Raw genomic sequence first — 14438 nt, forward strand, 5'->3', positions numbered from 1 at the left:
AGCCTCACTTGGCTGCACCGGGTTTCACCGTCAGGGGTTTTCTTTTGGATGAGGGAACACACATCCGCTTGTAGCGGCAAACCGACAGCCCACATCGCCCACCCCACGCAAGCGCCAGGGCACGACAAAGCAAGCACTGGGCCATGCTAGCATCAGTCAGACTTCTCAACCTTCTGCTGTCATGCTGAACTTTCTTCGCACCACACTTAGCCGCAGCCTGCGCATGTTTTATACCGTTGCACGCATCATGGTTCCCATCATGATTGCGGTGCGTATTGCGGCGCAGTTGGGCTTGATCGAACAAGTAGGCACACTGATCGGCCCCGTCATGGCGCTGGTCGGCTTACCGCCTGAAGCCGGTATCGTATGGGCTACCACCGCCCTGGCCGGTATTTACGCAGGCATAGGATCGATGGCAGCGTTGGGCGACAGCTTGAGTTTCAACGTGGCCCAGATCAGCGTTCTGGGCACCATGATGCTGTTTGCTCACAGTCTTCCCATGGAGCAAGCGATTGTGCGTCGAGCCGGGGCCAGTTTCTGGTTTACGGCCACGCTACGAGTAGTCTGCGCCCTGCTCTACGGCAGCCTGCTGGCCTGGGGTTTGAACAGTGCTGGGCTGTTGCAGGAACCTGTTTCGCTGGCCTGGCTTTACGGGCAATCCAATGCGACACAAGGCGGTTGGCAAGGCTGGATAGACTGGTTGTGGGGAACGGCCAGTTCACTGTTCATGACCTGGCTGATTATTCTTGGCCTGCTGTTAATCTTGTCAGTTCTGGAGAAAATCGGCTTCACCCGTTTGCTGACCCGGCTTCTGCTGCCCTTGCTGCGTTTTTCAGGCCTGGAAGAGCGGGTCGCCCCCACCACCACGATTGGTGTGTTGCTGGGCCTGAGCTACGGCGGCGCCTTGATTATTGACGAGTCCCGTCAGCAAAACTACAGTCCCAGAACGCGCTTGCTGGCCTTGTCCTGGCTGTCGTTAAGCCACTCCCTGATTGAAGACACCATTCTTATTCTGGCTCTGGGTGCCAACATCTGGGTGGTCCTGGTTGGCCGACTTATCCTGACCTTGCTCATTATTGGCCTGATGGCCCGCCTGACATTACCAGGTAGCGCCCTGTACAGACGCTACCTTGCTTCTGCTTCGCACCCTCAGGATGCTTAGCTTTTGACCAGCAGATCCTGAAAACGCTGGTAGAACTTCTTGAGCTTGGGCGCAATCACCATCTGGCAATAGGCCTGCTCAGGGTTCAAGGCAAAATAATCGTGGTGATAGTCCTCGGCTTCCCAGAACGTGGAGCTGTCGAGCACATGCGTCACGATAGGCGCATCAAACTGCGATTTGATTTCTTCGATGACCTCGAAAGCCTGACGGCGCTGTTCTTCGTTTTGGCAAAAAATAGCCGAGGCATACTGCGGCCCCTGGTCAGCGCCCTGACGATCCGGCGTGGTAGGGTCGTGGGTCAGGAAAAATACCTCCAGCAAATCCCGATAGGAAATGACTGAAGGGTCAAACTCCACTTTGACCACTTCAATATGGCCGGTCTGCTTGCCACAAACCTGTTCATAGGTGGGATTTTCCACATGGCCGCCACAGTATCCGGGCACCACCGACTGCACACCTCGCAGGGCCTTGAACACCCCTTCAGTGCACCAAAAGCATCCGCCACCCAATATGGCTGTTTCCTTCATGAGTTCTCCTTTGTTGACGAATTGGCTAGACCCAGCAACCAGGCTGCAATCGCTTGCGCTTATAAGGCGCTGAGCCGGTTTTGGGTGGGTATGGAAATAGCACCCCCGTTCCCCCGACTATCTTGTTGAGCACGATATCCATCAACGCTACCGTATCAGCCTTTGCCATTGGATTAAAGATCATCAATCCACAAAAAACTACTAATGGTAAACGGCGGGCCAAGAGACTGAATGCAGCACGATCCTTCCCTTACAATTTACCCAGTCCTGGTCTGGGCTCGTAGTCACGCTATTATCTGATTTTCATCTCTGTAATGGGCACGCATGTTAATTCACCCGCAGTTTGATCCCATCGCCATACAACTTGGACCCCTTGCCATTCATTGGTATGGCTTGATGTATTTAGTGGGCTTTGGCCTGGTTTGGCTGGCTGGCATGGCGCGTATCCGCGCGGGCTATGCCTTGCTGACCCGCAAAGACCTGGAAGACCTGATCTTTTACTGTGTTCTGGGCGTAGTAGTGGGCGGACGTCTGGGCTTTACCCTGTTATATCAACCCTCCTACTACCTGTCGCATCCGCTGGAGATTCTGTATGTCTGGCAAGGTGGCATGTCCTTTCATGGTGGTCTGATCGGGGTGCTGGTGACGATTGCACTGTTTGCTCGTAACCGCCAACGCCGTTTTCTGGAAATCAGTGATTTCCTGGCCCCCTTGATCCCACTGGGGCTGGCGGTAGGCCGCTTGGGTAACTTTATCAACGGAGAACTGTGGGGTCGTCCTAGCGATGTGCCGTGGGCAATGGTGTTCCCGCAGATGGATGCAAACCCTCGCCACCCTTCGCAGTTGTATGAGATGGCCCTGGAGGGCATTGCCCTGTTCATCTTGCTGTGGTGGTTTACGCGCCGCCCACGCGCCGTGGGCCAGGCTAGCGCCCTGTTCCTGATCGGCTACGGTTTTTTCCGCTTCATGGTGGAGTACACCCGCGAACCTGACAGCTACCTGGGTCTGCTCAGTGCTGGCTTGTCAATGGGACAGTGGTTGTCCTTGCCCATGATTGTGGCTGGGCTGGCTCTGTTTGTTTATGCCAGCAAGCGTGGCGTTACGCCTGGTAGTCAGAAATAAACAAAGCAGCAGAAAAGGAAAAAGCCCGTCCAGATCTGGACGGGCTTTTTTGTAGGTGCCCCACCATTGCCGTCAAGACCGGCATCCTGGAACCGAAGGTCCAAGATCGGCTGTCATCAAGCCAGCTTCGGGTTCGTCGACGAGGACGATCGCTCCTACTGGCTAATCCAACAACCTGTATGCCAAAAGCATTGGTTCAAGGAATGTATGGTCGTGTCACGAACACGGCAGGGACTTACTGGGATGAAGCAGCCCGCAAGGGACAACAAGGAGCTGCTTTCAAATTTGGTTTAGCGCGATGTGCCCGAAGGCTCAATAACATCATCCATCATCGCGTGCATGTCTTCAATTTTACGCTTGAAATCGCCAAAAGCAACATTAGCCAGTGGACCATCAGGTGCTTTAGCCGATAAAAACTCGCTGGCGATCTGAATAGCAGCCATAACAGCGATACGTTCGTTGCCAGAAACGCGCCCCGAACCCTTGATAGCCTGCATACGCTGGTCTACCAGTTTGACCGCTTCCAACAAGCGGGCTTTTTCAGATGGAGGACATGCCAGGGAATAATCGCGGCCCAGTAGGGAAATATCAACTCGTTCCATGACTTACTCCTGTACGGCACCGGGTAAACGCATGAGGATCGAACCGATCTGGTCACGAGCCTGCCCTGCCACATCACGCAATACGCCCATTCCTGCACGAGCACTGTCTAGCTCACGACGCAAGGCGACCACCTGGGCCTGTTCCTGCTCAAGCAGTTTTTTCAGTTCAGCCTGATCCGCTTGTGCTTGTTGCTGCACCACATCCAACTGACGCTGATGCGAAGCAACACCGGTGGACAGGGACTCAAACTCGTCCTGTTGACGCCGATTTTGCTGGCGCAAGGCGTCCAGCTCGGCATCTTGAGTTTTCAGACGAGCTAATAATTGAGCGCGTTCAGCGTTGAGCTGACGAGATTGCTCTACCAGTTGACCGATACGGTCAGCGAGAAAGTCGAGATCTTGCAACATGGGCCTTATCGTAAACCATTGCTAGCGTTACTGGGTAGAGGAATTTCATACTAATGATAACCTTTCACCCATCTTTCCATTACCTTTCAAACTTCTTTCAAAGCATGTCATCCACCTGCGAACACGCTCCCAAAAAACCCTAATTTTCCGGATTTACCGGGAAAACCCTTAAAAACTAGGGTCAAGTCAGGGTTTTCAGTCTTCAAACGCTCCATTACCATGCGTCACCTCTGTTTAAAGCAGTCGGCACATGCAGAGTGTGGAACCCGCTCCACCATAAACAAGCTGACACAGGAAAAAGGAAAACCAATGCGCAAGGCAGACAAGGAGAATCCACCTTATGCAAATTAAAAATAAACAGGACTTCTGGTCCGGGATCATGTTCGTGGTCGTGGGCGCCGCTTTCTCGCTCGGGGCTACCAGCTACTCGATGGGAACAGCCGCCCGTATGGGACCCGGCTACTTCCCCTTCTGGCTTGGTGTATGCCTGAGCTTGCTAGGGGCGGTTGTCACCTTGAACTCATTGTCTGCCAAAGCAGAAAGCACTGAGATAGAGAAGTTTAACTGGAAAGTCGTCTTCGTTATCATCGGCGCGGTTGTCTTGTGCGGGCTGACGCTTAACTCATTAGGGGTATATGCCTCTATCTTCCTGCTTGTTGTGATCAGCAGCTTTGCCAGCCATGAGTTTAGCTGGCCGATCGCGCTGGGCGCAGCTGTATTTCTGGTGCTGTTTGTCTGGCTGGCATTCATCAAGGGCCTAGGGTTGGTATTTCCCTTGTGGCCAAGTTTTCTGGCCTGATTGGGGGTGAACGGATATGGAATTATTTGACAACCTGATGCTGGGTTTTTCGGTCGCAGTCACACCGGAGAACCTGGCCTACGCTCTGCTCGGTTGCATACTGGGCACCTTGATTGGCGTGTTACCTGGCATTGGCCCTGTGCCAACTATCGCCATGCTGTTGCCCATCACCTATGTACTGCCCCCTGTGGCTGGCCTGATCATGCTGGCCGGTATTTACTACGGCGCGCAGTATGGCGGGTCCACAACCGCCATTCTGGTTGCCCTGCCGGGCGAAACCTCGGCGGTGGTGACCGTGCTGGACGGGCACCAGATGGCACGCAATGGCCGGGCCGGTGCTGCTTTGGCGATTGCTGCCCTGGGTTCGTTCTTTGCCGGTTGTGTTGCAACCATTTTGCTGGCGGCCTTCGCACCGCCTTTGGCTGAGGTGGCCTTCAAGTTCGGACCTGCCGAGTATTTCTCATTAATGGTGTTAGGCCTGGTGGGCGCGGTGGTGCTGGCCTCTGGTTCTCTGCCCAAGGCCATCTGCATGATCCTGCTGGGTCTGCTGCTGGGCATGGTCGGCACCGACGTGAACTCCGGTGTGGCCCGCTACGACTTTGGTATTCCCGAGCTGCAAGATGGTATCGACTTTGCCGTGGTGGCCATGGGTGTATTTGGTTTCTCGGAAATCATGAACAACCTGGAGCTGGGCGACCAGCGTGTCGAAATTACAGGCAAGGTTGGCAGCCTGTACCCCAACAAACAAGAGTTCAAGGAATGCTGGCCAGCGGTGATTCGTGGCACAGCCATGGGCTCTTGCCTGGGTATCCTGCCCGGTGGTGGCGCGGTTCTGTCCTCCTTTGCCTCCTACACGCTGGAGAAGAAAATCTCCAGAAATCCGGAGCGCTTTGGAAAAGGCCACCCTGCCGGTCTGGCCGGTCCCGAGTCGGCCAACAACGCCGCCGCTCAAACCTCCTTCATCCCGCTGCTGACACTGGGTATCCCCGGTAACGCCGTGACGGCTCTGATGATTGGTGCCATGACCATCCACAACATTCAGCCCGGCCCACAAGTGATGACCAGCCACCCTGAACTGTTCTGGGGCCTGATCGCTTCCATGTGGATCGGTAACCTGATGCTGGTCATTCTGAACCTGCCATTGGTTGGTCTGTGGGTGAAGCTGCTCAAAGTACCGTACCGCCTGCTATTTCCTGCCATCCTGGTCTTTTGTACGGTCGGGGTGTACTCGCTGAACTACAACGTGTTTGACATTCTGGTCACCGCCGCTTTTGGTTTTGTCGGCTACGTATGGTCCAAACTGCGTTGTGAAGGCGCTCCCTTGTTGCTGGGTCTGGTATTGGGTCCCATGATGGAAGAGAATTTCCGTCGTGCCCTGCTCCTGTCCCGTGGTGACTACACCACCTTTGTCACTCGTCCGCTGTCCTTGTCATTGCTGGTTCTAGCCGCCATCCTGGTGGTGATTGTGGCCCTGCCCTCTGTCAAGAAAAAACGCGACGAAACTTTCGTGGAAGAGGACTAAGGCACAGCCAGTCCTCTGGTTTGAAAGCTGCCCCTGAAAGGGGGCATTCAAACTGGCGCAACAGCAAGAAGGCCTGATTTCATCTCTCCACGAAATCAGGCCTTTTTTTTATCGACTGGTTTTGCTGCCTGGTTTCAAGACAGCTCAATCCTTGCTGGGCTAAACGGAGCCACCTCCAAGAACAAACATCAAGCAGCCAGAACCGCCTGCGTACACAACCTTCCTAATAAGGGAGCCAGAATGTCGCCGGAGTGGGCTACGGCGGCAAGCAAACCAGCCAAACGAAGCAGCGTTTGCACTAGGCGTACTGCGCGGACCTTGATCGATCAAGGTCACAGCGGCACCCGCTTGAGTCAAATGCCAGGCGACAAGATACGGTCTGTTCCTAGCAAAAACAACAATGGCCTGAACCCCTTGCGGAATTCAGGCCATTGAGATCAGCCAACTTACATCGTGCCTTGACGGCGCTTGTAGAAGTTACCGATATACATGGCCAGCAGCACCAGCACAGTAGAGATCAGAATCATGATGATCCCCAAGGCCGAGAGCTTGCCCCACAAACCATCTTCGGCATAGCTCAACACCTGTACCGCCAGCACTTCTGTGCCAGGACGGGACAGCACCACGGATACCGTCAACTCACGAATGAACATGGTGGCCATCAAAATCCAGGCTGACACCACACCGGGAATCAGCAAAGGAATAATGATGCGGCGCATGGTTGTCCAGGAGCTGGCCCCGGCAACGGCCGAGGATTCCTCCAGGTGAGCATGTACCTGCACAAAAGCCGCCGATAAAGGTCGGATCCCGTAAGGCAGATAGGCTGCGATATAAGCCAGCAGCAAGGCGGTCAAGGTTGCATACAAAGGCGTTTGCACAAAGAACCACATAAAACCGATACCGATCACAATCCCCGGAAAGGAGAAGGACAGAAAGCTCAAGGTATCGAGCAGCGCCGCCGCTCGCGTTCGTAACTTAACCACCACATAGGCCACAAATAGCGACAACAGCACACCCAGACTGGCCCCGAACACAGCCAGGAACAGACTATTTGTCATGGCCACTTTGGAGATTGGGTCTTGAATGACATCAATCCAGTTCGCCCAGCTCATCAAAGAGAAGGCGCGAGCGCTAGGCACCATGGAGTACGGAATCATGGAGGTGTAGAGCAGCACAGCGACAGGCAACACTACCATCAGCAAGCTGATAATGCCCACGATGATGAACAGCGGGATTTTCGCGCGACGCAGTTCCAGTTGCGTCGGTTTGAAACCACGGCTGGAGATGGTCACATACTTGCTGCTTTCTTTCGTCATGTAGCGATACAGCACGATCAGGGCAATGGAGGCCGATAGCACACTCATGCCCAGCGCTGCCGCTTTTCCATAGTCTGGCGCGAAGCCGGTTGAGATCATCTCGAACAGATACGTGGCCAGCACATCCACACGACCCGGCGTACCCAGAACACGTGGCACCGCATAAGAGGCCAGCGCCCGCACAATCGCCAAAATGAAAGCCGCCATGATGGCTGGGCGCAGAATCGGCAAGGTGACCCGCGTCAAGGTGCGCCACAGACCGCCCCCGAATACACGCGAGGACTCTTCCATGGACACGTCAAACGAGGCCATGGCAGGCGCGATGATCAGATAGGCCACAGGCATGTTCAACAAGCCCTCGACCAGAATCATGCCCCAGAGCGAATAAATATTCAGCGGTGCGTCCTGCAGACCCAAGGTGTCCTGCAAGAACATATTGATCAGGCCATTGGACGGATTCAACAGCAGTGCCCAGCTAACCGAGAACAACAAGTGCGGAATCATCATGGGGACGATGGACAGCACCGTAAACACACCCTTCATGGGCATGTTGGTACGCGTATTCAGGTAAGCCAGGAAAACGGCCAGCGCGGTAGAGAACAGGGACGAGCCCAGCACGAAAACCACCGTATTGAAGGTGACTTCCAGCAAAAAGGGATCGGTGTAGGCGGCTACATACTTGGCCGTAGTGAAAGAACCAAAAGCCGTCAGGCCCTGCGAAAAACTGCCCAGCAGCAACATCAGGACCGGACATAGCGTCAGAAAGCCAACAATCAGAATAAGCGACCAGCTAAGTGGTCTGCGTGTTTGATTCATGATGTTCCGCCCTTATGCCGACAAGAGCATGCAATGCGCAGGATGCAGGTTAAAGCGCACGGTATCGCCCTGCTTTACCTTCACATCAGGATCGATACACACCAGGAGTTGCTCTTTACCCACTGTGACCTCGGCCTCGTAGGACTCGCCCACGAATTCCAAGGCCTGAACCTGCCCATGGAACAGATTCTGGCCCACTTCACTGGACTGACTACTGACGCGAATAAACTCGGGACGAATGCACAACGTGACCTCCGTGCCCACGGGCAGATCTCGCTTCTTGCAGTGCAACTGACCCAGTTCGCATTCCACAAGGGTGGAATCCACACGCTGCTCCAGCACCTTGGCGCTGATCTGGTTGGCACGACCAATAAAGTCCGCCACAAAGCGGTGGTCGGCATCAAAGTAAATTTTTTCTGGTGAGCCAATTTCCAGAATTTTGCCGCCACGCATAACAGCGATGGAGTTGGACAAGGCCAGCGCCTCGACACGATCATGCGTCACGTACACTGCGGTAATGTCCAGACGGCTCAAGAACTCGCGCAGTTCTTTACGCGTTTCTTCACGCAGCTTGGCATCCAGGTTGCTGAGCGGCTCGTCAAACAGGATGACCTTGGGCTCGGCCACCAGAGCTCGTGCCAGCGCCACTCGCTGTTGCTGGCCACCGGACAGACGCGTTGCGGAACGCTGATCCACCCCTTCCAGTTGCACAAACTTCAAAATGTTCGCGACTTTTTCACGAATCACCTCTTTGCGCTCGCCACGTACTTGCAGCGGGTAAGCGATATTGTCGAACACCGTCATGTGCGGCCAGATGGCGTAGGTCTGAAACACCATACCCAGACCGCGCTTTTCTACCGGAACAGCAATATTCTTGGCGCTGGACCAGACGATCTCGTCCCCAATGCGGATTTCACCCTCGTCTGGGGTTTCCAGACCAACAATGCACCGCAGCAGTGTGGTTTTGCCGCAGCCACTGGGCCCTAACAGGGTGAAAAACTCATTCGCGGGAATCGTCAGGTTGATATTGTCCAAGGCCTTGAAGGTTTTGTCCTCTGAGACATAGGTCTTGCTCAGGCCGGTAATTTCAATTTGCATAATGAGTTAATGTTTTCAATAAAAATAAGGCGAGGCGCCAAGGCGCCCCGTTCTTGTTGAACCAGCTCTTGCCGTCGCGTGATTAACGCACAGCAAAGATACGGCTGAATTCACGACTCCAACGAATCAGTTCTGCATCGCTCAGGTCCCGGATAGGCTCGACCTTGGCTTTATCAATGCCAGCGACCGGAGGATGAATCCCGGGGGCCAGAACATATTCGCCCACCTTATTGGCCAAAATACCCATGGCTTCATTGCCCAGCCAATAATCCAGAAAAACGCGGGCCGCATCCGGATGCGGCGCATTCTTAGTCAGAGCAATAGCACGCGGCGAGCCCAGCAAAGGCTGACCCGACATGGGGCCCCAGGCCAATGGCGCAGGCGACTTGGTCACGATGTACTTGGGCATGGAAATGGCAATCAGCTTCTCGCCACTTTCAATAGGAGCGGGGGTTGGGCCAAACGACGCTACAAACATGGGTTTGTTGGCAGCCAGCCCTTTCAGGAAGTCCAGCCACTGCTCTTCGCTGCTAAAGACTTTTTCCTTCAAGCCAATCAGCCAACCAATGGTGGACGGGTGATTAGCCGGGTTAGCCATCACGATCTTGTCTTTCCACTTGGGATCGGCCAGATCTTCGTAACGTTGCGGCGCGTCCTCGGCTTTGAGGTGGTCCGTATTATAGATATAAGACACATATTCGATGCCAAACTGAATAATCGAATCGTCTTGAATAGCCCACTGCGGGTAGCCCTGTACGGCATCAGACTGATGAGGAACCAACACGCCCTGCTCTTTAAGCATTTGCAACATCGGCAGGGGAGCCTGGACCACATCCGCCATCAACTTGCCAGCGTTGAACTCGGTCAGGATGGTGGGGATGAACTTGGAGCTGGAAATACGAGTGTATTTACCTTCAATGCCTTGCGCTTGCTGCAAGGCCTTCATGATGGGCTCTACAGCCGTGATGTTGGCGTAAAACACAGCCTGGCCTTGAGCCTTCGCTTTTTCCAGTACCGCGGCATCTGCCGCCCACGCCGCCCACGGCAAAGAGGTCCCCATAGACGCCAATCCAGTGGCACCTGCCAGCTTCAAGAAACGACGACGATCGAAAGAGTTCATAGGATTCAAGTTCCAGTTAATTAGCCAGGAAATCATGTGTGCCCATCATGATCCGGACAGGAAAATTCCATTTATTACAGATCTATGTTTGGTTTAGAACATGAGGGGCCTGATGCCGTCAAGCTTCAAACACCTTGCCGCTTATTCCCTCAGGCGGCGATCAAGTTGGAAAAGCTGCGCTAAGCTCTACGTCTGAACATGATTATTCTTAAGGAGCCCCGTGCCATGAACCCATCCATTCAGCCCAAACAGTATGAATCTGGCCGCCCGCAAAAAGTGGCGTTCATTGGTCTGGGAGTGATGGGATATCCGATGGCGGGTCATCTGGCTCAGGCCGGCCATCAGGTGACGGTGTACAACCGCAATCAGGCCAAAGCGGAGCAATGGAGCGCACAATTCAAACAGGCCTGGGCGGCCACTCCGGCCCAGGCAGCGGCACAAGCCGACATTGTGATGGCCTGTGTGGGAAATGATGATGATTTGCGCGCCATTTTTCAGGGGCCAGACGGTGCGCTGGCAGGTATGAAGGCCGGCAGCCTGTTTATCGACCATACCACCGCCTCCGCCAACGTTGCCCGGGAACTGGGGGCACTGGCCGCCAGCAAGCAGGTCGCCTTTGTCGATGCCCCGATTTCCGGCGGGCAAGCCGGAGCCCAGAAAGGCATGCTCAGCATTATGTGTGGTGGGCATGCGCAGGATATGGAACGCGCCCGCCCCCTGATGATGAGCTACGCCCAGGCTTGCACCTTGATGGGGCCACTGGGATCTGGGCAGCTATGCAAGATGGTGAACCAGATTGCCGTCGTCGGTCTTTTGCAAGGTCTGGCCGAAGCCATGGCTTTTGGTGAACGAGCCGGACTGGATATGGAACAAGCTCTGTCTGTCCTGACCAAGGGCGCAGCCCGCAGCTGGCAAATGGAAACCAAAGGCCCCACGATGCTGGCTAGAGACTTTCAACCCGGTTTCACCGTGAACTGGATGCTGAAAGACCTGGATCTGGTGCAGCAAGAGGCCCTGCGCACTGGGGCTCAGTTGCCGGCAACCCGCTTGATTCAGGCACAGTTTGCGAAAATTGCCGAACAGGGCCACTCGGATTGGGATGTCTCTACCCTGTTCAATCTGTTGGCCCGCCCAAACGACAAAGCTTGATTCAGGAATTATCTGATTGAGGCGCTTCGGGCTGCAACAAGGGCAAGCGTAGCGTCGCCTTCAAGCCGTAGCCGCCCATATCGTTAGGCTCGCCATCAGTGAGCACAATCGTGCCGCCATTGCGCTCGGCGTAAGCCAGCGCAATGGCCAGACCCAAGCCAGAACCCGAACCACGTCCGCCCTTGCGTGCCGGGCCGCCCCGGTCAAAGCGCACAAATACGCTTTCACGCAAACTGGCAGCCAAGCCCATGCCATTGTCCGTCACACTGATCCAGGCCTGCTTGTCGTCGTGTCCGGCAGAAACCGTTATTGCACTGCCGCTACCGGCATGATTGATGGCGTTGTGAATCAGGTTGGAGACCGACTCATGGATCTCGGCATCGCTGGCGTAGACCCACAAGGGCGCTTGCTCCCCTTCTTCGCCCGGCCCGATCCAGCCCAGATCCTGGCGATGTTCGCGCGCCAAGGGCAGATATTGCAGCACTACCTCGCGCCCCAAACTGGCCAGATCGACCTGGCCCTGGCTCATGGTAGTGCTATGGCTGGCATGGGCCAAAGCCAATAACTGCTCGGTCAGGCGGGTCGCCTGCCCCAACTGCTTGATAATCGCCCCCAAGGACTCCCGGACACGTTCAATATCCGGCTCGCGGCGAGCGTACTGAGCCTGAGTATGAATAATCGCCAAGGGGGTACGTAATTGATGCGAGGCGTCGGCCAAAAATTGTGCCTGCCTATCCAGCACGGAACGGTATAGCTCTATGTGATGATTGACCGAACGAACCAAGGGGACCACCTCACGCGGCACATCGCGCTCGTCCAGGGGCTGCAAGTCATCCACGCTTCGGTTGCGCACTTCCTGACGCAAAGCCTGCAAAGGACGCAAGGCCCAGGCCACGGCGAACCACACCAGCAGCACAGCCAGCAACAACATACGCAAATTGCGGAAAATGCCTTCGCGCCAGGCTTCCTGTTGAGTGCGTAAACGCAAATCCAGGCTTTCGCCCACCATCACCAAAACCTGCCTGTGCTGGCCTTTGTAATGCAGGTCGCGCCACAAAGCCACCATACGCACGGTGTCATTGCGGAAATAGGAATCGTAGAAAACCGGCACGCCTTCATGGTCGGCCAGATTGGCGGGACGCGGTAGCCCTTCCATCCCAAGTAAGGTGCGCCCTTTTAATTGATTGGCATCGGCACCACCCAGGTTACGGACCAAAGGGGTGACTTCTTCGACCCGAAAATACTTGCGATTGCCTGGTCTGGACTCCAGCATGACCTGGGCATAAAAGGGCGGATCGATGCGTAAACTGCCATCGGTATTGAACTCCACACTGGTCTCAAGCACTTTGGCCGGTTCCAGCAAAGCGCTGTCGTACACATTTTCCGTGACGGAGTTCATGGCCCGGTAATCTTCCCAACTGTCATACAACAGCAAGGCGACCACCCCCGGGATTAGCAGGACCAGCAGCCAAAAGCGCAAACTGCCTTGCCAGGCATTGGCGGGGGGTGGAGAAGGTGCTGTCATGAAACGCCGGATTCCGCCTCAAGCACTTCCAGCATGTAGCCTAAACCTCGTACCGTCACGATATGCACATCGCTATTGGCCAGTTTCTTGCGCAAGCGGTGTAAAACAACCTCGATGGCATCGGGGCTGGCATCGCTATCGTGCTCGAACACGCGGGCAAAAAGCTGGGACTTTTCAACCGGCATACCAGAACGACTGATCAGCACCAACAAAGCCGCATGTTCACGCGGAGTCAAATGCACAATGGCATTGTCCAGCATGAAAGCCCGGCTTTCGGGGTTGTATTCCAGCGAGCCGCAGCTGACTACAGGCGCCACACGGCCACGGCTGCGCCGCACCAAAGCAGCCAGACGAGCCTCCAGTTCCTCCAGGGCAAAGGGCTTGGTCAGGAAATCGTCGGCGCCCAGATTCAGACCACGAACACGGTCTTGCAAGGCGCCTTGAGCGGTCAGAATCAGCACGGGAGTGTGATCACCACGTTCACGCATCTCGCGCAAAAGCACCAGCCCGTGTTTATCGGGCAGGCGCAAATCCATCACAACCGCATCATATTCATGGGCCGTCAACAACACTTCTGCCGTTCGGGCATCATGAGCGGGATCGGGCAAAAAACCACTTTGCGCCAAAGCCCGCTCCAGCCACGCGGCCATTTCCAACTCGTCTTCAACCAATAATATGCGCATGATCCCTGCTGTCTACGGTATCGGCATCAATTGCGCTTGGGGGGCGCTGACGTAAATAACGATTTTCCTGACGCCGCCGGAATAAAATATCCGACAGCTCGTTTAGCGCTTGCTGATAGACTTCCCGCTTGAACTCAATCACTGAATCAAGTGGCACCCAATATTGACTCCAACGCCATGCATCAAACTCCGGCGTCGAGGAAGAGCGCAGGCAGACATCGCTGTCTCGCCCTACCAGTCGCAACAGGAACCAGATTTGTTTCTGGCCCTTGTAATGGCCACGCGCCTCCCGACGTACAAAATGATTGGGCACGTTGTAGCGAAGCCAATCTCGCGTCCGGCCTAATATACGGATATGTTCTGGCAGCAAGCCCACTTCTTCGTGCAGTTCGCGGTACATCGCCTGTACGGGTGTTTCGCCGTATTTGATACCGCCTTGCGGGAACTGCCAGGCATGTTCCCGAATACGCTTGCCCCAAAAAACCTCGTTTTTGCGATTAACGAGAATAATTCCGACATTAGGACGGTAGCCTTCACGATCTAACATAGGCCACCTCTAACGAATTCAATACAATTAAATCTGATTATA

The 14438-nt window shown here is 55.0% G+C and carries 14 protein-coding genes and 1 other RNA gene; 5 read left to right on the forward strand and 10 right to left on the reverse strand.

The genetic code is table 11. The features are described from left to right. Nucleotides 1-181: 181 nt before the first annotated feature. Nucleotides 182-1162, forward strand: coding sequence for a hypothetical protein (locus OKX01_RS14645; protein ID WP_108728655.1), 981 nt, complete (start codon nucleotides 182-184; stop codon nucleotides 1160-1162). Here OKX01_RS14645 and msrA read toward each other — a convergent pair. After that, nucleotides 1159-1689: a peptide-methionine (S)-S-oxide reductase MsrA gene (gene msrA / locus OKX01_RS14650; RefSeq protein ID WP_042489352.1), complete on the reverse strand. Its 531-nt coding sequence runs from the start codon at nucleotides 1687-1689 to the stop codon at nucleotides 1159-1161. The genes OKX01_RS14645 and msrA overlap by 4 nt on opposite strands. A gap of 324 nt (nucleotides 1690-2013) precedes the next feature. Between msrA and lgt the strand changes: the two genes are divergently transcribed. Further along, nucleotides 2014-2811, forward strand: coding sequence for a prolipoprotein diacylglyceryl transferase (lgt, locus tag OKX01_RS14655; RefSeq protein WP_094197541.1), 798 nt, complete (start codon nucleotides 2014-2016; stop codon nucleotides 2809-2811). Nucleotides 2812-2864: 53 nt separating this feature from the next. On the opposite strand, the gene ssrS is transcribed toward lgt, so the two are convergent. The 3 genes from ssrS to OKX01_RS14670 form a co-directional block, all read right to left on the reverse strand. Next, a non-coding RNA gene (ssrS, locus tag OKX01_RS14660) (6S RNA) lies at nucleotides 2865-3048 on the reverse strand. A gap of 53 nt (nucleotides 3049-3101) precedes the next feature. Continuing rightward, nucleotides 3102-3413 (reverse strand): cell division protein ZapA, encoded by a 312-nt coding sequence (locus tag OKX01_RS14665; RefSeq protein WP_094197542.1) that lies wholly within the window; start codon nucleotides 3411-3413, stop codon nucleotides 3102-3104. Nucleotides 3414-3416: 3 nt separating this feature from the next. Then, a complete protein-coding gene (locus tag OKX01_RS14670) occupies nucleotides 3417-3821 on the reverse strand; it encodes a hypothetical protein (RefSeq protein WP_035273300.1) in 405 nt (134 codons plus the stop codon). Nucleotides 3822-4161: 340 nt separating this feature from the next. On the opposite strand from OKX01_RS14670, the gene OKX01_RS14675 reads away from it, so the two are divergent. Both OKX01_RS14675 and OKX01_RS14680 read left to right on the forward strand, forming a co-directional pair. Next, nucleotides 4162-4620 (forward strand): tripartite tricarboxylate transporter TctB family protein, encoded by a 459-nt coding sequence (locus tag OKX01_RS14675; RefSeq protein WP_094197543.1) that lies wholly within the window; start codon nucleotides 4162-4164, stop codon nucleotides 4618-4620. Nucleotides 4621-4636: 16 nt separating this feature from the next. Next, nucleotides 4637-6142, forward strand: a complete 1506-nt coding sequence (locus OKX01_RS14680) for a tripartite tricarboxylate transporter permease (protein WP_094197544.1) — start codon at nucleotides 4637-4639, stop codon at nucleotides 6140-6142. Between the two features lie 446 nt (nucleotides 6143-6588). On the opposite strand, the gene OKX01_RS14685 is transcribed toward OKX01_RS14680, so the two are convergent. From OKX01_RS14685 to OKX01_RS14695, 3 genes are all read right to left on the reverse strand, one after another. Beyond that, complete coding sequence (locus tag OKX01_RS14685; RefSeq protein ID WP_108728653.1) at nucleotides 6589-8274, reverse strand: ABC transporter permease; 1686 nt, start codon at nucleotides 8272-8274, stop codon at nucleotides 6589-6591. Between the two features lie 12 nt (nucleotides 8275-8286). Then, nucleotides 8287-9372, reverse strand: a complete 1086-nt coding sequence (locus OKX01_RS14690; RefSeq protein ID WP_094197546.1) for an ABC transporter ATP-binding protein — start codon at nucleotides 9370-9372, stop codon at nucleotides 8287-8289. A gap of 82 nt (nucleotides 9373-9454) precedes the next feature. Then, nucleotides 9455-10492, reverse strand: coding sequence for an ABC transporter substrate-binding protein (locus OKX01_RS14695; RefSeq protein ID WP_264671990.1), 1038 nt, complete (start codon nucleotides 10490-10492; stop codon nucleotides 9455-9457). A 225-nt stretch (nucleotides 10493-10717) separates the two neighbouring features. On the opposite strand from OKX01_RS14695, the gene OKX01_RS14700 reads away from it, so the two are divergent. After that, a complete protein-coding gene (locus OKX01_RS14700; RefSeq protein ID WP_264671991.1) occupies nucleotides 10718-11641 on the forward strand; it encodes an NAD(P)-dependent oxidoreductase in 924 nt (307 codons plus the stop codon). Nucleotide 11642: 1 nt separating this feature from the next. On the opposite strand, the gene OKX01_RS14705 is transcribed toward OKX01_RS14700, so the two are convergent. Genes OKX01_RS14705 through OKX01_RS14715 form a run of 3 tightly spaced genes read right to left on the reverse strand, consistent with a single transcriptional unit; the run spans nucleotide 11643 to nucleotide 14396 of the window. Next, the gene (locus tag OKX01_RS14705) at nucleotides 11643-13166 is read right to left on the reverse strand and encodes a sensor histidine kinase (RefSeq protein ID WP_094197547.1); all 1524 of its coding nucleotides are present in this window, start codon (nucleotides 13164-13166) and stop codon (nucleotides 11643-11645) included. Continuing rightward, nucleotides 13163-13849 (reverse strand): response regulator, encoded by a 687-nt coding sequence (locus OKX01_RS14710; protein ID WP_094197548.1) that lies wholly within the window; start codon nucleotides 13847-13849, stop codon nucleotides 13163-13165. Before OKX01_RS14710 ends, OKX01_RS14705 begins: the two co-directional genes overlap by 4 nt. Continuing rightward, entirely contained in the window at nucleotides 13830-14396 is a 567-nt protein-coding gene (locus OKX01_RS14715; RefSeq protein WP_094197549.1) for an RNA pyrophosphohydrolase, read from the reverse strand. The genes OKX01_RS14710 and OKX01_RS14715 overlap by 20 nt, the downstream gene beginning before the upstream one ends. Nucleotides 14397-14438: the final 42 nt, after the last annotated feature.

Origin of the sequence: Alcaligenes sp. SMD-FA (genome assembly GCF_025960365.1) — a bacterium.
Taxonomy (GTDB): Bacteria; Pseudomonadota; Gammaproteobacteria; order Burkholderiales; family Burkholderiaceae_B; genus Alcaligenes; species Alcaligenes aquatilis.